The following is a 20,915-nucleotide window of genomic DNA, read 5'->3' on the forward strand; positions in this document are numbered from 1 at the left end:
TCGCCGTCGGCGCGGTGTTCAAAACAGAACCAATGCGATGGCTGCCTCGGCTTGGCGAAGCCCCATCCTGCATCCTTGCCGCAGTCGGGATGCTCGCACCTATGATGCTGAATGCCCGGACGTACGACGGGCTCTATTGCACCGGGAAGGCGGATCAGCTCGTCGCTCATCGGGATGCTTTCAAAGCAGCGACCCTTGTGCAGGCGCCTGCAGCGGAACTTTGATCTGTGTGGCCGGCTTCTCCACGATCACGAGGGCGTCGTCCGGCGCCGTCCGCTGCAGCCGTTTCGCTTCCGACCATGACGCGGTCAACCAAGTCTCGATGTCCTCTCGCGTGGTCAGGATCACCGGCATCGCCTTCTCGTGGATTGGGGCGATCAGCGCGTTCGGCTTCGTGGTCATGAAAGCATAAAGCTCGTGATCGGTGAAGGTCACTCTGCTTGAGGTGCATCCGGAACATCTGCCCAAGCCCCTGGTGATCCATAAGCCGATCAAGGTCGGCGGGAAGATCCGATGGACCACCGAACGGTTCCGGGGATAGGGGCGTGGCAAAAGGCTGGACCCCGCAAACTCTGATTGACTCGAAGACACGGCTCACTGCGTTCTGCCACAATCCGCGATGCCACCATAACCAGCCGCTTGGTCTGGAGAAGCTGAGGGCCAAGCTCGGCCCGGATGCGCCAGCGATGGCGGACGACTCATTCCGAAGCTGAAATGCGCCAAGTGCGGCGGCCAGCGCGTTGGACTGATCTATACGCCCGACACCAACCCGAGCCCCTACGGCGAGGCAGAGGGCGGGTGATGAACCTAAGGTCCGGTTTACTGCGAAGCAGTGCCGGCCTGCTTCGTGAAGTCATGGCAGCGCGCGCGAACATGTGCCAGCAAATTCACTTCATTGACGACCCCGGATCTAAAGAGAGACAGCGTGGTTGAGGCGAGAATCTGGCTGTCTATCAAGGTGCTGTACGATTTGGCGTCGGCGGCTATCTGGTCGATTACCCGCTGGCAGATCGCTCGATCTTTAGGTCTAAGGAACTGACTTTTCGGTGCTCGTGGCAATCTCGACGCCTTTAAGGGGAAGTTACTGTGTCCCCCGCGCGACCTAAGCGTGGGTCTCCGTGAAATGGACCCTAAACGCATTCCGACAGATAATTGCCATTCGTTTGAGTGGTGCCGATGTTACGAAGCGAGCTCCTGCGATTGCGCCATGATATTAGATAAGCCTAATGTAAATCATGATCTGGCCATTGAGCGGGCGCGGCGCACTCGGGTTGGGCGCTATCATCGCCGCAGCCTGCGCTTCCGGAATGCCGTCGGCATCGGCACATAGCTGGTACGAAAAACGGTGCTGCCAGGACGAGCATTGCGAGCCGATGGCAGATGGCACAGTGCGCGAAACAAGCAAGGGCTTCAAGGTTCCATCCGGTGAGTTGGTGCCTTACGCCGACCACAGGGTGCGTCAATCACACGACATGCGTTTCCATTGGTGCCATGCCAACAAAGCAACGTAACCGCTGTTCCTGGGCCGCCCAAGCAGGGATGTAGCTCCCCCCTTTGTTGACGCGATGTAGGTGGCGGATCATGATAACCAAGGGCGCAAAGAGCGACACCTCATGCTGGTGGGAGGATAAAAATGCAGCCACTTGTCATCGACGCGAAGCCTCAACCTATTTCAATTGATCCCGCTAACGCTGCAGTTCTCGTCGTGGACATGCAGAATGACTTCGGCTCCAAAGGTGGAATGTTCGACAGAGCCGGAATCGATATCTCCGGCATTCAACGGGCTGTCGACCCTACTGCCAGCGTAATAGCTGCCGCTCGCAATTTGAGAGTGCCCATCGTCTATCTGAAGATGGGGTATTATTCCGACCTCTCGGACCTTGGGACATCGGACGCCCCCAACCGTATCCGACATCTCCAGATCTTTGGGGTCGGTGAGAGCATGACAGCCCCGGATGGTAGCGAGAGCCGGATTCTGATCCGCGACACCTGGGGAACAGATATCGTTGACGACCTCAAGCCAAAGGCAGGGGATGTCGTCCTCTACAAAACGCGGTTCAGCGGTTTCTACGAGACCGAACTCGATTCTGTTCTGAAGACCGCAGGCATCAAACACCTCATCGTGACAGGATGCACGACCAGCGTGTGTGTGGAGTCGACAATTCGGGATGCCTTCTTCAGGGACTATCACTGTATACTGCTGACGGATTGCACTAGCGAGCCCATCGCCTGGGACGCCTCTAGGAGCAATCATGATGCCTCGATCACGCTCGTGCAGATACTCTTTGGATGGACATCGACGTCCGACCATTTCTTGAAGGCGATCGAGCAGCGAGTTCAGGGGCGTCTTGAACTAGCCGAATGAGTTCGCGAGGCCGCGTATCACCCGAACTCAGATCACGGCCTTGAGATTGGGTGCGGTGACGTAGGCCCATGGCAGGAGATCGTTGATTCGGCTGTTGGGATAGCCGTTGACGATCCTAGTGAGGACGTCGGCGAGATAGCCGAGTGGCTCGACGCCATTGAGTTTGCAGGTTTCGACTAGCGACGCAATGACCGCCCAGTGTTCGGCACCGCCGTCGGAGCCGGCGAAGAGCGCGTTCTTGCGGTTGAGCGCGATGGATGGACCGCTCGACCGTGTTGCTGTCAATCTCAATGCGACCGTCGTCGAGGAAGCGGGTCAGGCCTTGCCAGCGCGAGAGAGCGTAGCGGATCGCCTCGGCGAGCTTTGTCTTCTGGCTGATCAGGCCGAGCTTTTCGCGCAACCAGGGTTCGAGATCGGCGACAATAGCGCGGCTACTTTCCTGTCGCATCGCACGGCGCTCCTCGGCCGATCGGCCACGGATGCCGTCCTCGATCTTGTAGAGCTCGGCGATCCGTCTCAGCGCCTCGCTGGCGATCGGTGCGGGACCGGCAGCTGCCAGTTCATAGAAGCGTCGGCGCACGTGTGCCCAGCAGAAGGCGAGCGTGACGCCACTCTTTTCGGCCAGCACGCGATAGCCGCCATAGCCGTCGACCTGCAAGATTCCGCCAAATCCTGCGAGATGAGCGATCGGCCGCTCGGCCTTTCGGTCCGGCGCATAGACATAGGCGACGCCCGGCGGGTCGCTCCCCTCCCATGGTCGGTCATCGCGGGCATAGGCCCAGAGCTGCCCAGTCTTGGTCTTGCCGCGGCCGGGATCGAGCACCGGCGCCGTGGTCTCGTCAGCGAAGAGTTTTGGTGAGGTCTTCAGCTTGCCAAGCAGCCGCTCATGCACCGGACGCAGGTGCCAGGCGGCGCGGCCGACCCAGTCGGCGAGCGTGGAGCGATCGAGATTGATGCCTTGCCGGGCATAGATCTGCGCCTGACGATAGAGCGGCAAGTGATCGGCGTATTTGGAGACCAGCACCTGGGCGACCGTGGCCTCGGTCGGAAGACCACCCTCGATCAGCCGCGCCGGCGCGGGAGCCTGAACGACCACATCCTCACAGGCGCGGCAGGCATATTTGGGCCGGCGCACGACGATCACACGCAGCTGCGCCGGAACGATATCGAGCCGCTCGCTCACATCCTCACCGATCCGGTGCAAGTCATTGCGGCAGCACGGGCAGGCATGGTCCTCAATGTCGACCACCATCTCCACGCGCGGCAGATGGGATGGCAGCACGCCCCGGTTCGCTCGGCGCTTTGCGACACGCGCCTGACGTTCGCCATGAGCGGTCTGTGCCTGCTCTTCGTCACCGGCGGCCTCGATCTGCTCGGCCTCTTCGAGCCCCAGCAGCAATTGATCCTCGGGGAGCGTCTCAGCACGACGGCCGAAGCGGTGGCGCTGCAATTCCTTGATGATCTGGATCAGCCGGGCGTTCTCGACGTCGCGCGCCAGGACCATCGGGAAGCTGGTCCGCCGTCATCGCCATGAGCGGATCAGACCATATTCGCCGACAGCCCGCGACAGCGGAATCCAGGCTGATTCACTTCGTCGCGGGTCAGCCGGCCTGGGCTGGAACACGGGTCCGGCGCGCCTCATGGACGCGCCGCCAGTCGAGACCTTCGAGCAGCGCCGAGAGCTGCGCGGCCGTCAGCCGCATCATGCCGTCATGCACCTTCGGCCAGCGGAACTCCCCATCCTCCAAACGCTTGGCATAGAGGCAGACGCCAGTGCCGTCCCAGAAGATCAGCTTGATCCGGTCATTCCGCTTCGCCCGGAAGACGTAAACGGCGCCGCTGAACGGATCGGCCCCCATCGTCTCTCGCACCAGCGCCGCCAATCCCTCCGCGCCCTTGCGGAAGTCGACCGGCTTTGTCGCCACCATGACCTTGACCGCACCCGTCGGCCCAATCACGTCGTTGCCTTAAGCGCGCGGATTACCGCAGCCACCGTCTTGGCATCGGCGCCACGGCCAACGCGCATGGCGACACCGTCGATCTCAAGCTCGATCATGCCGGCGTCGCGGACCGTCTTCTGCTTCCGTGGTCGTGCTGGGCGCTGCGCCACCCGTTCCGGCAAGGACGCTGCAACCACCGCAGGAACGAACAGAGATTCTGATGCCGTCGCCTCTGCCGAGGGCTGACGCGCAGCTCGGCGCCAGGCAAACAGTTGCTGCGGGGAAAGCGCATATCGGCGAGCTACAGCACAAACCGTCTCACCAGCCTCGTAGCTCTCCGCAACGATCCGCGCCTTCTCCTCTGGAGGCCACTCGCGTCGCCGGCCGGAGCCCGTGAACACCTCGAACCGGCGCACCGGCTCCAAATCGTTCGACTTAAGCGTAAGCTCTGAAATCGTCATATGTCGAAGCCCTCAAAGGCTCCGAACATCGTCCTTCACGCCGATCCCCGAAAGGTGCCGTCGGAACATCGCTTACGAAGAACCGGCATATAGCATGCAGATCCAGCGTGTCCTGGCGATCCCACCAAAGCGCGTCGCCCGCCGGGAAGTGGAGTTCCTCAGCCGAGCCGAGATCGAGGCTATCCTCGCAACAAGGCGACGTGGGCAGGCCGTCGCGACTACACGCTGTTGCTCGTGGCAGTCCAGACGGGCTTGAGACTGTCCGAGATTACCGGCCTCGATCGGGACGCCGTACAGCTCGGCGTCGGCGCGCATATTCGATGCTTCGGCAAGGGGCGGAAAGAGAGAAGCACCCCGCTGACCAAACTGGCACGGGAGGCCGTCAGAAGTGGCTGACTGAACCAGCGCACAACGGTGCGACCGCGCTGTTTCCCACCATCCACGGAGATCGCATGAGCGCGGATGCTGTGCAATTTATGTTGTCCAAATACGTGAACGTCGCAGCGGAGACCTACCGCTCCCTGCGTTCAAAACACGTTTCACCCCACACGCTCCGGCACAGCGCCGCCATGGAACTGCTATTGGCCGGCGTCGACCTGGCGGTGATTGCGCTTTGGCTTGGCCATGAATCAATTCAAACAACACAGACCTACCTCCATGCTCATCTCGCGCTGAAGGAGGCGGCGTTGGCGAAGGTGACAACTATGGAGGGGCAAAAAGGCATGCGCTTCAAGCCGGGCGACAAGTTGCTGGCATTCTTGAATGCGCTTTGATTTCTCAATGTCGGTGCCGGGCAGCCACTTGCCCGGCACCGATCCTCCCTGCTCGGATCCTCATGATAGACTACCCGGCTAGGGGGGCCAAGGGTCGATAAGCTTGGCAGTCAGCTCACGACTTCGAGTCAGTCTTTCAGGCTGGGCTGCGGAGCACCAGAAACATCCCGTTCATTCAGCACCTGCTTTTCGGCTTAAGCGGGGCCGGAAGCGGCATGGCGGCTTAAGGCTCTGAATTCTGGAATCGGACGTCACCGCGACGCAGTCCGTCAGGGTAAGTTCAGACTTTTCTAGGGCGAGCTGCCAGGGCGCGCCGGTTCTGCCTGAGCGGGGGGAAACCCGATTGTGGACGTCCAGCGAGGTTGTGCATATGAGGGAAGGATAACTCACAAGCGGCATGCATGTTTGAGTTCGTTTTGCCCCTGTCATGGCTTGAGACGGAGTGCCTCGATAAGTAGAGCGAAGGCTGCAGTGTGCTGGCGTCGGCTGGGGTAATAGAGGTGATAGCCTGAGAAGGGTTGGCACCAGTCTTCTAGTACCCGGATAAGGCGTCCGTCTGCGGTGAACGGAGCAACCTGGCTTTCAAACGTGTATGCTAAACCGAGCCCGTCAAGGGCCGCAGCCTCGAGCATTTCACCGTCATTGATGACGAGTGGGCCATTCATCCTGACTTCAAGTTCCTCCCCGTCTTTCTCGAACTCCCAGGCAAAGAGCCCGCCGCCGGTCTTCTGACGGTAGCTGATGCCTCTATGTTCCCCAAGTTCGCGCGGTGTCTTTGGAACCGTTCGGTTTGCAAAATACGACGGTGATCCGACTACCGCCATGCGCAGGTCCGGGCCGATCCTTATTGCCACCATGTCCTTCTGGACCTGCTCACCGATCCGGATACCGGCGTCGAATCTGCCTGCAACGATGTCAACGAGGCCCTCGTCCAGGCTCAATTCCACTTCGATATCCGGATACTCCAGTAGGAGTTTGGCGATGACGGGCCACAGTACTGATTTGGCAGCATACCGGAATGTCGTCAGGCGAATTAAGCCAGTGGGCTTGTCGCGCAGGGCGGTGACGGCGGCGATCTCGCTTTCGATGTGATCGAAGGCCGGTCTTAGGCTTCGCAGCAAGCGCTCTCCAGCTACGGTCACGGACAGGCTGCGTGTGGTGCGTGAGATCAGCCGGACTCCCAGCCGCTGTTCCAGCGTTCTGACAGCGTAGCTGAGCGCCGACTGCGATAGGCCGAGCTTTGCCGCGGCTCGCGTGAAGCTGCCTGCCTCCGCTACGGCGATGAAGACTGCCAGTTCGCTAAAATCTCCGCGCCTCATTTATCAATCCCATTTCTAACTTCATGCAGATTATAGCGGCTAATCGTATCGAGTCCCATGCCTTATTTCACCCTCAGAGACAAAGAAACGCGGGTCGAAAGGGAAACGCCTGTGGACACCAAACGACAGATTTTCCAGCCTTTCCAATTTCCGAACGGGTTGAGCCTCGACAACCGGATTGTCATGGCGCCGATGACCACCTGGTCGGCCAACGACGACGGAACGGTCTCTGATGCGGAGATCACCTACTACCGGCGTCGGGCGACCGGCGTCGGGCTTGTGCTCACAGGCTGCACCCATGTGTTGCCCGACGGCATCGGCTTTTCGGGCGAATTCGCCTCCTATGACGACCGTTTCACCCCAAGCCTCTCTCGGTTGGCGTCAGCGGCCAAAAGCGGCGGGGCCCTGGCCGTGCTGCAAATCTTCCATGCCGGGAATAAGGCCGTGCCGGCACTTATACCCGGTGGCGAGGTCGTCAGCGCCAGTGCGCTCGAAGTCCCGCCCGGCCCCTTCAATCCGGGCGGCGTGAAGACACGTGCACTGACGAATGACGAAATCCTCGCGATCATTGCCGCCTTTGGCGAGGCGACACGACGGGCCATTGAGGCAGGTTTCGATGGCATCGAACTGCATGGCGCTCACGGATTTCTGATCCAGAACTTCTTCTCGCCTCTCTACAATCAGCGTGGCGATGAATGGGGCGGCACCCTCGAAAATCGGATGCGTTTCCCAATCGCCGTAGTGCGCGAGGTAAAGCGAGTGGTCGCTGCGCACGCGGACCGCCCCTTCCTCGTGGGCTATCGGGTGTCACCCGAGGAACCCGAGTCAGGTGGCTTGCGTATCGCCGACACGTACGAGCTGATTGAATGTCTTATCGACGAAGGTGTGGACTACGTCCACGCATCGCTGACGAGCGTTCTCGAGGCAAAGCCTATAGAGGCACCCGAGGGCGACACCATCGCTGACCTGATCACGCGCCGAGCCGGCGGGCGGTTTCCGGTCGTTGCCGCCGGCCAGGTCAGAACGCCTGGGCAGGCCGAACTCGCCCTGCACAGAGGCCTCACGCTCGTCGCGGTTGGGCAGGGGCTGGTGATAAACCCGGCGTGGGTCGAGCTGGCAAAGAGCGGCCGCGAGGATCTGATCGGGACCGAAATCCGGCCGTCGAGCGTTCCGGGCATCGATATTCCAGCGAAACTATGGGGTGTGATTCAGTCCGCCACCGGGTGGTTCAAGATCACCGCTGAAACGGACGTGCCAAAAGCCAACGCGGCATAAATTGAAAAGATACTGGCTAGGAAGGATACGGCTATGAATAGAGTATGGATGATTGCCGGCGCTGGACGAGGCATGGGCCTCGACTTTGCCAAGGCAGTGTTAGCCATCGGCGATAAGGTCGTTGCGACCGGTCGTAACCCCGATCGGGTCGCCAAGGCGATCGGCCAGTCGGACAATCTTTTGGTCGTGACGTTGGACGTGACCAAGCCGGCCGACGCCGATGCTGCGGTGAAGGCAACCCTCGACCGCTTTGGTCGCCTGGACGTGCTCGTCAACAATGCCGCGGGCTTCTATGCGGGCTATTTCGAGGACCTGACTCCGGCCCATATCGAACTTCAGCTCGCGTCCACCCTGACCGGGGCCATGAATGTCACCCGTGCAGTCCTGCCGGTGATGCGCGCGCAGGGTTCTGGCAAGGTCATTGCAATCTCATCGACGGCCGGTCTGGTTGGTTTCGAGTTCTGTTCTGCGTACGCGGCGGCAAAATTCGGCGTGGATGGCTGGATCGAGTCGCTGCAAGCCGAGGTGGCGCCGTTTGGCATTGAAACGATGATCGTGAACCCCGGGTTTTTCCGCACAGAGCTGCTGACGGACGAATCCACTCAATATGCTCCGTCATCCGTTAGCGACTACAGCGAACGTCGCGCCCAGCAGATAACGGGCTGGAAAGCCGCGAACGGTCAACAAGTCGGCGACCCGGCCAAACTCGCGCAGGCGCTGATAACTCTGGTCGACAAGCCGGAACTGCCCCGTCGGTTCATCGCCGGCGCCGATGCTCTTGGCATGGTCAGGCAGAAACTCGCTCTGCTGCAGCAACAGGTCGACGCCCATGAGGAGCTATCCAGCTCACTGGCCTTCGACAGCTGACCGTCGCGTCCAGCACTGCCATTGTCGCAAGTCTATTTATGAGCGCAATCGATCGCCATTACCAATGTCAGCTTCTGAGCATAGGCACAGTCTTGAGGTCAGATGCGATGGCGGAGCGCCTCAACGAGCACCGCCATCGCAGGCGAGAGCTGTCGCCTGCTCGGGTAGTAGAGGTGATAGCCCGCAAATGGCGGACTCCAGTCGTCAAGCACGAGCCTAAGGCATCCCTTGGCGATGTGGTGGCTGACGAGGTTTTCCGGGACATAGGCGATCCCGAAACCGCTTATCGCAGCCTCGATCATGGGAATGGACGAATTGAAGGTGAGTTGGCCTTCCACCCGCACACGAAGGTCGCGACCATCCCTGGCGAATTCCCAGGCATATAATCCGCCGAACGTCGCCTGCCGCATATTAATGCAGTCATGATCGACCAGATCCTGGGGTGCGGTCGGAACCGGATGGCGGGAAAAGTACTCCGGCGAAGCCACGGCCACGAGCCTCCAATCCGGCCCGATGCGCACTGCGATCATATCCCTGTCGATGCTCTCACCAAGCCGCACGCCTGCGTCGAAGCGCTCCTCCACAATGTTCTTCATGCCGTTGTCGCTGTAGAGCTCGACGCACACGTCAGGATAGTCGTTGAGCAAGGGCTGCAGCTTCGGCCAGACCGTCGTCTGGAGCGCATGGTCGGACAGCGTGATACGGACCGTTCCGGAGGGCTTGTCGCGAAAAGCCACCAGACTTGCAAGGTCGGCTTCGATTTCCTCGAAGCGGGGAACAAGAGACTGGAAAAGTCGCTCGCCGGCCTCGGTCGGAGCGACGCTCCGCGTCGTACGTGTCAGCAGGCGGACGCCAAGACGAGCTTCAAGCTCCTTGATTGTCGAGCTCAGGGTCGACTGCGAGGTTCCGAGCTTGGCCGCCGCCTTGGTGAAGCTGCGCTCCCGGGCGACCGCCAGGAACCAGAGCAGATCCTTCATGCCATCGCGCTGCATAGGGCACCTCCCGTCTGACATTTATATCATGAGCAGATAAGTCCATGCGAATTACTCAGTCTAATAGAATGGGTTCCTCTGCAATATCTTCTGGCATCGCGACGGGGATTGGCGGCTGATCCGCCCGGTCGCCTTGCAAGGATGCCAATTATGGAAACGACGTACGACACAAGGCTTGTCGAAGACCGCGCCGCATGGGGCGCGGTGTTGTCGATGGCGCTGTGTGTTTTCGTGCTCATCGCGTCTGAATTCATGCCGGTCAGCCTGCTGTCGCCGCTAGCGGCCGATCTCGGCATCACCGAGGGCCGGGCGGGACAGGCGATCTCGATTTCGGGCGTTTTCGCCGTCGTGACCAGCCTGCTGGTCGCCGGCCTCACGCGCCACATCGACCGCCGACTGGTCGTGACCGGCTTCACCCTCCTCCTCATCGTGTCCGGTTTGGCTGTCACCTTCGCGCCGAACTACGCGTTCCTCATGGTCGGCCGGGCGCTGCTCGGCATCGCGATCGGCGGGTTCTGGTCGATGTCGACCGCGATCGTCATGCGCCTCGTGCCGCAAGACATGGTTCCGAAGGGTCTCGCCATGCTAAACGCTGGCAATGCCATTGCGGCCACCATCGCCGCGCCGCTGGGCAGTTTTCTTGGCGCCTATGTCGGCTGGCGCGGCGCTTTCTTCCTCGTCGTGCCGTTTGGACTTCTGGCGCTGGTTTGGCAGTGGATAAGCCTGCCGGCGCTGCCCCCGCGCCGGAGAAAGCGTCCAGGCAATCCGCTGGCGCTCCTCGGCCGTCTTCCTGTCGCCATCGGCATGGCGGCGATCATGATGCTGTTCATGGGCCAGTTCGCGCTCTTCACCTATCTGCGGCCCTTCCTCGAGAGCGTCACTCAGCTCGACATCGCTGCCCTCTCGGCGGTCCTGCTGGCGATGGGGCTGGCGGGGGTGCTCGGCACATGGTGCGTCGGCCGGCTTTTGCGCACGCGCTTGTTCAGCATCCTCATCGTCATCCCGCTGGTCATGGCCGCGCTGGCGGCTGCGCTCATTGCCCTCGGTGCCTTGCCGGTTCCCACAGCGCTGCTGCTCGTTGCCTGGGGCTTCTTCGGCACGGCGGCGCCCGTTGGCTGGGGCACGTGGCTCAGTCGGACGTTGCCGGACGACGCAGAGGCCGGCGGCGGGCTGCAGGTGGCAGTCATCCAGCTCGCCATTACAGGCGGCGCCGCGATCGGCGGCACGCTCTTCGATACGGTCGGCTGGTGGGGAGCGTTCACTTTAGGCGCGGTGCTGCTCTGCGGATCGGCGCTCGCCGCCCTTGCCGCATCGCATATGGCCCGGAGGTCTTTGCCATGACCATTGAGCGTGCGCCGCTCAGCCGCCGGACATTGCTCGGCGCCGCGCTCGCGGTGGCGGCCCTGCCTCGCGCAGCCGCCAGCCAAGAAGGCGACACCCCCGTCAGCCAGGAGCCCACTGACATGAAGATCAGGATGATTTTCAACGGCCGCACCATGACCGCCACGCTCTACGACAATCCGTCGGCGCGCGACTTCTTCTCCATGCTGCCGCTCGACCTCAAGATCGAGGACTACTCGCATAACGAGAAGATCGCCTATCTGCCGCGCAAGCTGACAGAGGAGGGAAGTGGTCCGTTCGCCAACGAGCAGCCCTATGACCTGTGCTATTTTATGCCCTGGGGCAATCTGGCCATGTTCTACGCCGACTATCGCCATCCCGGGCTGATCAGGCTCGGCCGCTTCGACGAGGGCGAGCAGGCCCTGCACATTCGCGGCAAGTTCCCGCTTCGCATCGAACGCATTTGAGGACGCAAAGGAGATCACCATGGACATTCTTCGCGCTGGCACGAGGCCTTCCGGCAAGGGGCCACCTGACTGGTTCACCGGCACGGTGCGGATCGATCCGCTCTTCAATCCCTTCGATGCCGGGCGGGTCCAAGGCGCACAGGTGACCTTCGAGCCCGGCGCCCGCACCGCCTGGCACACGCATCCGCTCGGCCAGACGCTGATCGTCGTCTCCGGCCTCGGCCTCGTTCAGAGCGAGGGCGGGCCGGTCGAGGAAATCCGTCCGGGGGACGTCGTCTGGTTCGCGCCCGGCGAGAAGCACTGGCACGGCGCGTCGCCTCAGACCGCCATGACCCACATCGCCCTTCAGGAGGTCAAGGACGGCAAGGTCGTGGACTGGCTGGAACATGTCAGCGACGCCGACTACGGCGCTTGATCTTCTCCACTCGAAAGGAACCAAAATGCTCGCAACCCTTCTTTACAAACCGGGCGACATCCGCTGCGAGGAAATCGCCGATCCGAAAATCATGCGGCCGACGGACGCCATCATCAAGCTCTCGGCAAGCTGCATCTGCGGCTCGGATCTGTGGCCCTATCGCGGGCTGCAGCCGGTCGACGGCCCGATGCATATGGGCCACGAATATTGTGGCATCGTCGTCGAGGTCGGCGCAGAGGTGCGCACGGTCCGTCCCGGCCAGTTCGTCGTCGGCTCGTTCTGCCTCTCCGACAATACCTGCCCGCATTGCCGCTTCGGCTTCCAGTCGTCCTGTGTGCAGCGCGAGTTTATGTCGGGCGCGCAGGCGCCTTACGCCCGCGTGCCCTTGGCGGATGGCACACTGGTCGCCACCGCCGAGGTGCCGCCGGCCGAACTCATCCCCGACCTGCTGGCTGTGTCCGATGTGCTCGGCACCGGCTGGTATGCGGCCGACGCAGCCGAGGTCCGAGAAGGATCGACGGTGGTGGTGGTCGGCGACGGTGCGGTCGGCCTGATGGGCGTGCTTGCGGCCAAGGAGATGGGCGCCGAGCGCATCATCGCCATGAGCCGGCACGCCAGCCGCCAAAAACTCGCCCGCGAGTTTGGCGCCACCGACATCGTCGCTGAGCGCGGCGAGGAAGGTGTGGCCCGCATCAAGGAACTCACCAAGGGCGTCGGCGCGGACTCCGTTCTGGAATGCGTCGGCACGGCGGAATCCTTCGACCAGGCTCTGGCCTGCTCTCGCCCCGGCGGCACCATCGGCTATGTCGGGGTGCCGCACGGCGTGAGCTTCGACGGCCAAAAACTATTCTTCGGCCAAAAGCGCATGATGGGCGGCCCGGCGCCTGTGCGCCGCTTCCTGCCCGACCTTATGGACCGTGTGCTCAACGGCAGGATCAAGCCCGGCAAGGTCTTCGACCTCAAGCTGCCGTTGGCCGAGGTCGCTGAAGGCTACCGCGCCATGGACGAGCGGCGCGCTATCAAGGTCATGCTTTCGGTTTGAGCGAAGATTGGGCGGACCGCCTGTCCGCACCCACAACTCAGAAAAGGAACAACGTCATATGACGATGAGATTGAAGATCGCCGCCCTTGCGCTTGCGCTTTCGGTCGCGACACCGGCTTTCTCCCAAGAGTCCCCGATCATCGGCGCATGGCGCATGAGGTCGCTCGAGGCCGGTGCCGAGGGAAATCTCAAGCCCGTGCCATATTCCGGCCAGGTCATCTTCACCGAGGCCGGCACCCTCTCGGTGCAGGCCCAGAACCCCGACGCCAAGGCGCCGGACACGCCTTACACGGCGAATGGCTACGAAGCCTATTACGGGCCGGTCGCCATCAACGACCAGGACAAGACCTTCGTCATCACGATCGAGTCCTCCCTGGTCCGCAACCTTGTCGGGAAGAGCATGAAACGCAAATTCGAAGTCACGGACAACAAATTGGTCCTCACGCCGGACAATCCGGCCGAAGGCTGGCGCGTGACCTACGAACGTTACTGATCGGAACAGCCCGGCTGTCAAAGCATTATCGGTGGCCACAATGGCGCAGACTTCAGACCGAAATGGCGCGATAGCGGAACTGGTGCCAATCATGGCGGCTGTCTCCGCCGGCTTCCTCCTGATCGGCTTGGCGCTACCCGTCCTGCCGCTGCATCTTCACCAGCAGCTCGGCTTCGGCCCCTTAGCGGTCGGGCTGGTGACGGGCAGCCAGTTCGTCGCCTCGATGCTGTCGCGCATTGGAGCCGGAAATTATGCCGATGGGCGCGGCGGCAAGCGGGCCGTCATCGTCGGCCTCATTGCCGCTGCCCTGGCGGGGTTCATTTACCTCGGCTCGCTGGCATTGCTCGACCGGCCGGTAGCGTCCGCATCGGTGCTCTTCGCTGGCCGGGCGGTACTGGGCGCGTCGGAGAGCTTCATCATTACCGGCGGCGTCGCCTGGGGCCTCTCCCCTGCGGGCGGACAGAACTCCGGAAAGGTCATAGCCTGGGTGGGCACGGCGATGTTTGCGGCGCTCGCGCTAGGCGCGCCGATCGGATCTGCGCTTTACGCGGCGAGCGGCTTCGCCGCGATCGGACTCGCGACAGTCGGCCTGCCGCTTGCGACGCTGCTTGCCATCCTGCCTATGCGTGGCACCAGCGTCGCCGCGAGCGCCGCGCGACAGGCATGGACGAGCGTGGCGCAAGCGGTCTGGCTTCCCGGCGTCGGAGCTGCTTTCTGCAGCCTTGGCTATGGCGCGATCCTGTCCTTTGGCGCCCTGCTCTTTGCCGAACGCGGCTGGCAGCCAGTCTGGCTTCCCTTCACCGCTTATGCCGCGTCGCTGATCGCGGCAAGGCTGTGCTTCGGCCACCTGCCCGACAGGCTTGGGGGCGCACGCGTCGCCGTGATCTTCGTGGCGGTCGAGGCGGCAGGGCTGATGCTGATCTGGCTTGCGCCCGGACCCGTTCTCGCCGCCATCGGAGCGGGCCTGACTGGCCTTGGCTACTCGCTGGTCTATCCCGGTTTCGGTGCCGAGGCCGTAAGCCATCTTCCGCCACGCAGCCGCGGCCTGGCCATGGGACTCTACACCGTCTTCCTCGACGTGGCGCTCGGCTTCGGCAGCCCTGCGCTCGGCTTGGTCGCTGGGTCGGCCGGGCTGCAATTCGTCTTCTTCGCCGTCGCGACGGCGACGCTTCCGGCATTGGGCATCGCGATGCTGCTGGGTCGCCGTAACGCTCCACGATAGATAGTCTGTGCTCGAGATGTCGCGCAACCACGATCACTCCCGCTTCGGGCGACGTCTGCTTCCGGGCAATGGCAAGATCGACTTCTACGGCCGACATTGGGCGCATTGCCGTCGAAGTGCGGCGGGCACCTGAACGGCCGCTATTCCAGCTTAGCTGCCCAGAAGCCGTCGGGTGGGATACGACCACACTGAGAAATTCGCGACGCCGGACACCTTGACTATGCCGAGCCGCGGCGGCGTTTTTACCGAAAGTCCCGTGGTTTAGACAGCTTGATCGGCATAGTCTCCCACTCGGGATAAGACCCCTTATGCCGAGTTCGGCATAAGGGATCGATGATGTTCCTCGGCTTTGGCGCCTTCGGCATGCCGCGCGGGTCCGGTGTCGGGCTGCCGTGATGGAATTCGTCGCCGCGCCCAGGCGGCAGCGGGAAGGCAGCATCACGATCGCCAACGCTGGCCAGATCGGCGGAAAGATCGCTCAAGCGATGAGCGACGAGATGGACCACCTCGCCTTCGCGCTGAATCCGCCCATAGACGGCAATCATGCCGGCGCCGAGCACGACCCGGCGATATTTCTCGAAGACCTTCAGCCAGACTACTAGATTGGCGATGCCGGTCTCGTCCTCAAGCGTGATGAACATGACGCCCTTGGCTGAGCCGGGCCGTTGCCGGACCAGCACGAGCCCAGCTGCTTCCACCCATTGACCGTCGCGGGCCTGCATCGCCTCGCGGCAAGAGACAATGCGTTTGCGGCGTAGATCTGTGCGCAGGAACGAAACGGGGTGATCGCGCAGCGTCAGTCCAACATGTCCATAGTCCTCGACCACCTCACCGCCTGATGTCATGGCGCGCAGTGCGACAAGGGGTTCCTGTATCTCCGGCACCGTCTGGCGCGCCCGTGCGGAGGCGGCCGCAAACAGCGGCAGCGGCTCGTCGCGGAGTGCCTTGATCGCCCACAGTGCCTCACGCCTCGCCAGCGATAGGGACGATTGGAACGCGTCGGCCTGGGCGAGCTCAACCAGAGAGGCGGCGGGAACACCGGCCCGGTACCAGAGATCATCCACCGAGGCTAAGGGCTGGTCGGCGCGTGTCGTGACGATCGTTGCCGCGTCGGCATTGGCAAGACCGCGGACCATCCGCAGGCCAAGGCGAACGGCGAACCGATCCTCTTCCGCGGTGGGCTCGAGCGTACAGTCCCAGCGCGAGGCATTGACGCAGACCGGACGCACCTCGACGCCATGGTCGCGGGCATCGCGAACGATCTGTGCCGGCGCGTAGAAGCCCATCGGCTGGGCGTTGAGAAGGGCTGCGCAGAATACATCCGGGTGATGGCATTTCATCCAGGACGAGGCGTAGGCGATCAGCGCGAAGCTCGCCGCATGGCTTTCGGGAAAGCCATAGCTTCCGAAGCCTTCCAGCTGCTTGAAGGTCTTTTCGGCGAACTCGCGCTCATAGCCGTTCTTCACCATGCCGCCGATCAGCTTGGCACCGAAGCTGGAGACGCCGCCGGTGTGTTTGAAGGTCGCCATGGCGCGGCGAAGCTGGTCGGCCTCGCCCGGGGTGAAGCCGGCGCATTCGATCGCCACCCGCATCGCCTGTTCCTGGAACAGCGGCACGCCCAGTGTTCTTCCGAGCACTTTTTCGAGCTCAGGCTTGGGGTAGACCACTTCTTCCTTGCCTTCGCGGCGGCGCAGATACGGATGCACCATGTCGCCCTGGATCGGTCCCGGCCGGACGATCGCCACCTCGATCACCAGGTCATAGAAAGTCCGCGGCTTGATGCGCGGTAGCATCGACATCTGCGCACGCGATTCGATCTGGAACGTGCCGAGCGTGTCGGCCTTGCGGATCATTGCATAAGTTCGCGGATCTTCAGCCGGGATCGAAGCGAGATCGAGATCTATTCCCTTGTGCTCGGCCAGCAGATCGAAGCCGCGCTTCATGCAGGACAACATGCCCAGCGCCAGGACATCGACCTTCATGAACTTCAGCGCATCGATGTCGTCCTTGTCCCATTCGATGACCTGACGATCCTTCATCGCCGCCGGCTCGATCGGCACCAGATCGTCCAGCCTGTCACGAGTCAGCACGAAACCGCCGGGATGCTGCGACAGGTGGCGCGGCGCTCCGATCAATTGCCTGGCCAGATCCAGCGCAAGACGAAGGCGGCGGTCGCCGAGATTGAGGTTCAGCTCCTCGGCATGCCTGGGTTGGACGCCTTCGTCCGACCAGCCCCAGACCTGTGACGACAGCATCTTGATGAGGTCTTCGGGCAGACCCAGAGCCTTGCCGACATCGCGCAAGGCGCCCTTCGAGCGATAACGGATGACGGTCGAGCAAAGTGCTGCGTGCTCACGGCCGTAGGTGTCGAACACCCATTGCATGACGATTTCTCGCCGCTCATGTTCGAAGTCGACATCGATGTCGGGAGGTTCGCGGCGCTCCTCCGAGACGAAGCGTTCGAACAGTAGATCATTGCGGTCGGGATCGATCGAGGTGATGCCCAACACGTAGCAGACGGCGCTGTTGGCAGCCGACCCCCTGCCCTGGCACAGAATGTCCTGGCTGCGGGCAAAGCGAACGATCGAATTCACCGTTAGAAAATACGGCGCGTATTGCAGCTTCTCAATGAGCTGCAATTCATGCTTGAGCGTGGCGATAACCTTGTCGGGCACCCCCTCGGGGAAGCGCTCCGTTGCGCCTTCCCAGGTCAGCTTCTCCAGCGCCTGCTGCGGCGTCAGGTCCGGCAGCATGCGCTCCTCGGGATATTGGTAAGCAAGTTCATCCAGTGAAAACCGGCAGCGCTTGGCGATCTCAAGCGTCCGAGTGAGCGCCTCGGGGTAGCGACCAAAAAGCCGGGCCATTTCCTCAGGCGGTTTCAGGTAACGGTCGGCATGTCGCTCTCGCCGAAACCCTGCATCGTCAATGGTGACATTGTGGCGGATGCAGGTGACGACATCCTGGAGGATGCGACGTGACGGCTCGTGGAACAGCACATCATTGGTGACGACTGTCGGCACGCCGGCCTGTCCGGCAAGGTTGGACAGATCGTGCAGCCGCAAAGCGTCATTGGGACGGCGGCGCAACGTCAACGCCAGATAGGCCCGATCATCGAATGCCTCACACAGTCGCCGCAGCCAGAGCGAGCATGTATCGTCAGCTTGATCGGGAATGAACACGGCAACAAGGCCTTCGCCATACGCGACAAGGTCTGCCCAATGCAGCACGCATTTCGCCTTGCCGCCACGCTTCTTGCCCAGCGACAGCAATCGGCAAAGCCGGGAGTAGGATGCGCGGTCGGTTGGATAAACCAGGATGGAGACTTCTTCAGCTAGATCCAGCCGACACCCGACGATCAGCCTGACACCTGTTGCCTTCGCCGCTTCATGCGCGCGGACAATGCCGGCCAGGCTGTTGCTATCACAGATGGCAAGTGCGGGCATGTCCATGATGGCGGCCTGCGCAAACAATTCCTTGCAGGAGCTGGCGCCGCGCAAAAAGGAAAAATGGGAGGTGCATTGCAGTTCGACGTAACGTGCAGTCATCCGAAGATGCCGTGCAGGAACCAGCGATGCGAGCCGGTCGCTTCATCCTCGCCGTCGCCGGCGCGATAGATCCAGAACCGCTCGCCGGCTTCATCCTCGACCTGGAAGTAGTCGCGCACGGCGGCAAGCTCGGCGTCGCGCTTCCACCACTCGCCGAAAACTCGCTCAGGGCCATCGGCGCGCTTGATCCTTCGACGGATGCCTCTCCAGGTAAAGCTGGCCGGCGGATGATCCGGCAGCAGCGCAATGGCCTCGATCGGTTCCGGCACGGCAAACAAACGGGCCGGGCGCGGCCAATGGTCCGGCCATGCCTCGCCGGTTTCCACCGAGGCCGGAGCCACACGCCGCAACGATCGCTCCGGCACGTCGCTGGCAACTGGTGCAAACCGGTAGAGCTTCTCCTCGCCGACACGATTGCCGAGTATGTCGATCAGATCCGAGATGTTGGCGTCCCGTTGCTCGATGAGTGACGAGATAGTCTGCTTAGGTGTCAATGGTTCAGCCAAGGGCGCGGACAGCCGCATCAACTCGATGCCGAAGCCCGGATCGACCGTCTCGATCTTGTCGCATAACAAACGCGTCAGTCTCTTCACATCGCGGACCGGCAAGGCCGTGCCGACGCGAATGGCCTCGACGCGGTTGTCGAGGCGGTAGAGCAGCAGGTCGAGCCGCCGCGCGCCGAGCCCTTTGGTCTCCAGTTCGGCACATAGCGCCTGAACAAGCTTGCCAATATAGCGGGCGATCGTCTCGGCCGCACCGATGGGCTCGCCAAAGCCACGCTTGACCTCGACCACATCGGCTGCCCGTACGGGCTCAATCGGTTCGGCAAGGCGCCCGGCAACCTGGTCAAGGCGGCGGCCGAGTTCCGGCCCGAAGCGCAGCGTCAGTGGCGCGCGCGGCTGCTTCAGAAGCTCGCCTACCCGGTCGAACCCCAAAACCCGCAGACCGCTGACGATTGCATCGGGCAAACGCAGTGCCGCGATGGGCAGAGGAAGGATCGCATCGTAGGTTGAATTGACGGCGACCACCCTGACGGTCTGCTTGACGTAGCGCGCAATAGCGTGAGCGGCACCCCAGCTATCGGCTATCGCGGCCCGCGCCGAGAAGCCGACACGGCCGAGGCGTTCGACCATATCGGTCAGCATCAATTGTTCACCGCCATGAAGGTGGTCGGCGCCCGTGGTCTCCAAGACCAATCCATCCGGAGGATCTGTCGCGACGATTGGCGCGTAGCGCCGCAATGCCCATAGCGCTAGCCGCTCCAATGCCTCCGCGTCGGCTTGGGGTGCGGCATCCATGACCGCCAGCCCCTGCACGAGGGCCTGCGCTTTCGTAGCCGGCATTCCGACGCGCAAGCCCGCTTCCACTGCCGCGCGATCGACTGCGGTCACGAGGCGACGATTGCCTTGCCGCCCGACCAGCACCAACGGCCTATCCGGTGGCGGCGAGACGTCGCCCAATTTCCTTCTGAGCCGATCTGTCGACCAGCTTGGAAGGAAGAGCGAGACGACCCTTTGCATCACAAGCCTCCACTTCGATATCCAGCGTTTCCCCTCCACGAGACCTGATCAGTTCAAGTTGCCATCGCGCCCGGCCAATACCCGGCACGTGGAGCGGCCTCGATGGCAAGACAGAAACTCGCCAGCGGCTGACCGAAGCCGTCGGCTGTCCGAAATCGGCAGCTTCAGTCTGGCGGCGCCAGCGACGGATGGCGATCCCCATGGCGCCCGAGCCTTCAGCTGCAAGCTGCAAGCGGCGCGAGGCCGTCATCGACAGCCGGGCAACCTCGGCAACCACAGCCCCAAGCCCGACATGCCTCAAACCTTCCTCGAAGCAGGCGAGCAGGGATTTATCGTCACCGGCTTCGACGTAGATCACGCGGTCCGGGTGAAGTCCGACCTGGGCGATTGCCGGCGCGAAGAGATCTTGACGCGTCACTCACCACAGCACCTTGCCCTGCGCCCTGGCCGCAATTCCTGCAGCAAAAAGCGATGCAGCAGCGCCATCGATGGCACCATTGCCGCCGCCGGCAACCTCATGGAGAGCACCAAGCGCCACGCCGCCCCCGGGCAGATGGTTGTCGATGGCCGCGACACCGAACGGGAGCACCGCACGCGCGCGCGTGTTCCCGCCTTCGAGATGCGCAATGCGATCCCGGAGATCGGAAAGGGCAGCGATTGGCGTCGATGCACTCATTTGTTTCCTGAACGCGAAATGCTGACGAATGTTCCTCATTTGTTCTCTTCCTAATAAAGAGTCAATGGTATGGCGGGGTGGCGCTGCGGAAGAAATTCCAAAGGCTTTCCGGAAGACGACAAGCCAACCGAGGATGAGGACCAGGCTGCTTCGGTTTGGATGGAAGCCGACGAGGCTGCGACGGCGGCATGTTGTGCGGGCT

At 62.3% G+C, this 20,915-nt stretch carries 19 protein-coding genes and 3 pseudogenes; 11 read left to right on the forward strand and 11 right to left on the reverse strand.

What is annotated here, in order from left to right; all coding sequences use genetic code 11:
• Positions 1-180: 180 nt before the first annotated feature.
• Positions 181-423, reverse strand: a pseudogene (locus NKH17_RS23530) (SOS response-associated peptidase family protein); the annotation flags it as partial.
• 1,210 nt (positions 424-1,633) lie between these two features.
• Between NKH17_RS23530 and NKH17_RS23535 the strand changes: the two are divergent.
• Positions 1,634-2,365 carry a cysteine hydrolase family protein gene (locus NKH17_RS23535; protein WP_352480687.1) on the forward strand — a complete coding sequence of 244 codons (732 nt, stop codon included), beginning with the start codon at positions 1,634-1,636 and terminating at the stop codon, positions 2,363-2,365.
• 27 nt (positions 2,366-2,392) lie between these two features.
• Here NKH17_RS23535 and NKH17_RS33465 read toward each other — a convergent pair whose 3' ends face one another.
• From NKH17_RS33465 to tnpA, 5 genes and pseudogenes are all read right to left on the reverse strand, one after another.
• The gene (locus NKH17_RS33465; RefSeq protein WP_502910621.1) at positions 2,393-2,554 is read right to left on the reverse strand and encodes a transposase domain-containing protein; all 162 of its coding nucleotides are present in this window, start codon (positions 2,552-2,554) and stop codon (positions 2,393-2,395) included.
• The gene (gene tnpC / locus NKH17_RS23540) at positions 2,481-3,617 is read right to left on the reverse strand and encodes an IS66 family transposase (protein WP_502910622.1); all 1,137 of its coding nucleotides are present in this window, start codon (positions 3,615-3,617) and stop codon (positions 2,481-2,483) included. Before tnpC ends, NKH17_RS33465 begins: the two co-directional genes overlap by 74 nt.
• A gap of 60 nt (positions 3,618-3,677) precedes the next feature.
• A pseudogene (locus NKH17_RS33470) lies at positions 3,678-3,897 on the reverse strand (transposase domain-containing protein); the annotation flags it as partial.
• A gap of 69 nt (positions 3,898-3,966) precedes the next feature.
• Positions 3,967-4,323 carry an IS66 family insertion sequence element accessory protein TnpB gene (tnpB, locus tag NKH17_RS23545; protein WP_352900591.1) on the reverse strand — a complete coding sequence of 119 codons (357 nt, stop codon included), beginning with the start codon at positions 4,321-4,323 and terminating at the stop codon, positions 3,967-3,969.
• Positions 4,320-4,766 carry an IS66-like element accessory protein TnpA gene (gene tnpA / locus NKH17_RS23550; protein ID WP_352900594.1) on the reverse strand — a complete coding sequence of 149 codons (447 nt, stop codon included), beginning with the start codon at positions 4,764-4,766 and terminating at the stop codon, positions 4,320-4,322. The genes tnpB and tnpA overlap by 4 nt, the downstream gene beginning before the upstream one ends.
• A gap of 234 nt (positions 4,767-5,000) precedes the next feature.
• On the opposite strand from tnpA, the gene NKH17_RS23555 reads away from it, so the two are divergent.
• Together NKH17_RS23555 and NKH17_RS23560 are read left to right on the forward strand one after the other, a co-directional pair.
• Entirely contained in the window at positions 5,001-5,162 is a 162-nt protein-coding gene (locus tag NKH17_RS23555; protein WP_352900595.1) for a site-specific integrase, read from the forward strand.
• On the forward strand, positions 5,087-5,539 hold the full coding sequence (locus NKH17_RS23560; RefSeq protein WP_352900598.1) for a tyrosine-type recombinase/integrase: 453 nt from the start codon (positions 5,087-5,089) through the stop codon (positions 5,537-5,539). The genes NKH17_RS23555 and NKH17_RS23560 overlap by 76 nt, the downstream gene beginning before the upstream one ends.
• Positions 5,540-5,964: 425 nt before the next feature.
• On the opposite strand, the gene NKH17_RS23565 is transcribed toward NKH17_RS23560, so the two are convergent.
• Positions 5,965-6,858: a LysR family transcriptional regulator gene (locus NKH17_RS23565; RefSeq protein ID WP_352756638.1), complete on the reverse strand. Its 894-nt coding sequence runs from the start codon at positions 6,856-6,858 to the stop codon at positions 5,965-5,967.
• A gap of 57 nt (positions 6,859-6,915) precedes the next feature.
• On the opposite strand from NKH17_RS23565, the gene NKH17_RS23570 reads away from it, so the two are divergent.
• Both NKH17_RS23570 and NKH17_RS23575 read left to right on the forward strand, forming a co-directional pair.
• Complete coding sequence (locus NKH17_RS23570; protein ID WP_352906494.1) at positions 6,916-8,133, forward strand: NADH-dependent flavin oxidoreductase; 1,218 nt, start codon at positions 6,916-6,918, stop codon at positions 8,131-8,133.
• A 33-nt stretch (positions 8,134-8,166) separates the two neighbouring features.
• Positions 8,167-9,000, forward strand: coding sequence for an SDR family oxidoreductase (locus tag NKH17_RS23575; protein WP_352900601.1), 834 nt, complete (start codon positions 8,167-8,169; stop codon positions 8,998-9,000).
• A gap of 98 nt (positions 9,001-9,098) precedes the next feature.
• Here NKH17_RS23575 and NKH17_RS23580 read toward each other — a convergent pair whose 3' ends face one another.
• The gene (locus NKH17_RS23580) at positions 9,099-9,992 is read right to left on the reverse strand and encodes a LysR family transcriptional regulator (RefSeq protein ID WP_352756643.1); all 894 of its coding nucleotides are present in this window, start codon (positions 9,990-9,992) and stop codon (positions 9,099-9,101) included.
• A gap of 150 nt (positions 9,993-10,142) precedes the next feature.
• Between NKH17_RS23580 and NKH17_RS23585 the strand changes: the two genes are divergently transcribed.
• From NKH17_RS23585 to NKH17_RS23610, 6 genes are read left to right on the forward strand one after another with little or no spacing between them, the layout of a single operon-like run.
• Positions 10,143-11,333 (forward strand): MFS transporter, encoded by a 1,191-nt coding sequence (locus NKH17_RS23585; RefSeq protein ID WP_352900604.1) that lies wholly within the window; start codon positions 10,143-10,145, stop codon positions 11,331-11,333.
• Positions 11,330-11,800 carry a cyclophilin-like fold protein gene (locus NKH17_RS23590; RefSeq protein ID WP_352756647.1) on the forward strand — a complete coding sequence of 157 codons (471 nt, stop codon included), beginning with the start codon at positions 11,330-11,332 and terminating at the stop codon, positions 11,798-11,800. The genes NKH17_RS23585 and NKH17_RS23590 overlap by 4 nt, the downstream gene beginning before the upstream one ends.
• A 19-nt stretch (positions 11,801-11,819) precedes the next feature.
• On the forward strand, positions 11,820-12,215 hold the full coding sequence (locus tag NKH17_RS23595) for a (R)-mandelonitrile lyase (RefSeq protein WP_352756649.1): 396 nt from the start codon (positions 11,820-11,822) through the stop codon (positions 12,213-12,215).
• 25 nt (positions 12,216-12,240) lie between these two features.
• Positions 12,241-13,257 (forward strand): zinc-dependent alcohol dehydrogenase family protein, encoded by a 1,017-nt coding sequence (locus NKH17_RS23600; RefSeq protein WP_352756651.1) that lies wholly within the window; start codon positions 12,241-12,243, stop codon positions 13,255-13,257.
• 58 nt (positions 13,258-13,315) lie between these two features.
• Entirely contained in the window at positions 13,316-13,750 is a 435-nt protein-coding gene (locus NKH17_RS23605) for a lipocalin-like domain-containing protein (RefSeq protein ID WP_352603727.1), read from the forward strand.
• 40 nt (positions 13,751-13,790) lie between these two features.
• Positions 13,791-14,972: an arabinose transporter gene (locus tag NKH17_RS23610; RefSeq protein ID WP_352972444.1), complete on the forward strand. Its 1,182-nt coding sequence runs from the start codon at positions 13,791-13,793 to the stop codon at positions 14,970-14,972.
• A 242-nt stretch (positions 14,973-15,214) separates the two neighbouring features.
• On the opposite strand, the gene NKH17_RS23615 is transcribed toward NKH17_RS23610, so the two are convergent.
• The 3 genes and pseudogenes from NKH17_RS23615 to NKH17_RS23625 all read right to left on the reverse strand — a co-directional run bounded on the left by NKH17_RS23615 (position 15,215) and on the right by NKH17_RS23625 (position 20,713).
• Positions 15,215-18,517, reverse strand: coding sequence for an error-prone DNA polymerase (locus NKH17_RS23615; protein WP_352900611.1), 3,303 nt, complete (start codon positions 18,515-18,517; stop codon positions 15,215-15,217).
• On the reverse strand, positions 18,514-20,037 hold the full coding sequence (locus tag NKH17_RS23620; RefSeq protein ID WP_352972447.1) for a DUF6504 family protein: 1,524 nt from the start codon (positions 20,035-20,037) through the stop codon (positions 18,514-18,516). Before NKH17_RS23620 ends, NKH17_RS23615 begins: the two co-directional genes overlap by 4 nt.
• Positions 19,949-20,713 (reverse strand): annotated as a pseudogene (locus NKH17_RS23625) (ImuA family protein). The gene NKH17_RS23620 and the pseudogene NKH17_RS23625 overlap by 89 nt, the downstream one beginning before the upstream one ends.
• Positions 20,714-20,915 lie beyond the last annotated feature (202 nt).

It is taken from the genome of Mesorhizobium sp. M1334 (genome assembly GCF_040317995.1).
Classification (GTDB): domain Bacteria; phylum Pseudomonadota; class Alphaproteobacteria; order Rhizobiales; family Rhizobiaceae; genus Mesorhizobium.

Excerpts from the sequence above, each read along its gene's own strand:
- NKH17_RS23535 (WP_352480687.1), top strand. The coding sequence starts at position 1,634 with ATGCAGCCACTTGTCATCGACGCGAAGCCTCAACCTATTTCAATTGAT.
- tnpC (WP_502910622.1), bottom strand. The coding sequence starts at position 3,617 with ATGGTGGTCGACATTGAGGACCATGCCTGCCCGTGCTGCCGCAATGAC.
- tnpA (WP_352900594.1), bottom strand. The coding sequence starts at position 4,766 with ATGACGATTTCAGAGCTTACGCTTAAGTCGAACGATTTGGAGCCGGTG.
- NKH17_RS23560 (WP_352900598.1), top strand. The coding sequence starts at position 5,087 with ATGCTTCGGCAAGGGGCGGAAAGAGAGAAGCACCCCGCTGACCAAACT.
- NKH17_RS23565 (WP_352756638.1), bottom strand. The coding sequence starts at position 6,858 with ATGAGGCGCGGAGATTTTAGCGAACTGGCAGTCTTCATCGCCGTAGCG.
- NKH17_RS23570 (WP_352906494.1), top strand. The coding sequence starts at position 6,916 with ATGCCTTATTTCACCCTCAGAGACAAAGAAACGCGGGTCGAAAGGGAA.
- NKH17_RS23575 (WP_352900601.1), top strand. The coding sequence starts at position 8,167 with ATGAATAGAGTATGGATGATTGCCGGCGCTGGACGAGGCATGGGCCTC.
- NKH17_RS23580 (WP_352756643.1), bottom strand. The coding sequence starts at position 9,992 with ATGCAGCGCGATGGCATGAAGGATCTGCTCTGGTTCCTGGCGGTCGCC.
- NKH17_RS23585 (WP_352900604.1), top strand. The coding sequence starts at position 10,143 with ATGGAAACGACGTACGACACAAGGCTTGTCGAAGACCGCGCCGCATGG.
- NKH17_RS23590 (WP_352756647.1), top strand. The coding sequence starts at position 11,330 with ATGACCATTGAGCGTGCGCCGCTCAGCCGCCGGACATTGCTCGGCGCC.
- NKH17_RS23595 (WP_352756649.1), top strand. The coding sequence starts at position 11,820 with ATGGACATTCTTCGCGCTGGCACGAGGCCTTCCGGCAAGGGGCCACCT.
- NKH17_RS23600 (WP_352756651.1), top strand. The coding sequence starts at position 12,241 with ATGCTCGCAACCCTTCTTTACAAACCGGGCGACATCCGCTGCGAGGAA.
- NKH17_RS23605 (WP_352603727.1), top strand. The coding sequence starts at position 13,316 with ATGACGATGAGATTGAAGATCGCCGCCCTTGCGCTTGCGCTTTCGGTC.
- NKH17_RS23610 (WP_352972444.1), top strand. The coding sequence starts at position 13,791 with ATGGCGCAGACTTCAGACCGAAATGGCGCGATAGCGGAACTGGTGCCA.
- NKH17_RS23615 (WP_352900611.1), bottom strand. The coding sequence starts at position 18,517 with ATGACTGCACGTTACGTCGAACTGCAATGCACCTCCCATTTTTCCTTT.
- NKH17_RS23620 (WP_352972447.1), bottom strand. The coding sequence starts at position 20,037 with ATGCAAAGGGTCGTCTCGCTCTTCCTTCCAAGCTGGTCGACAGATCGG.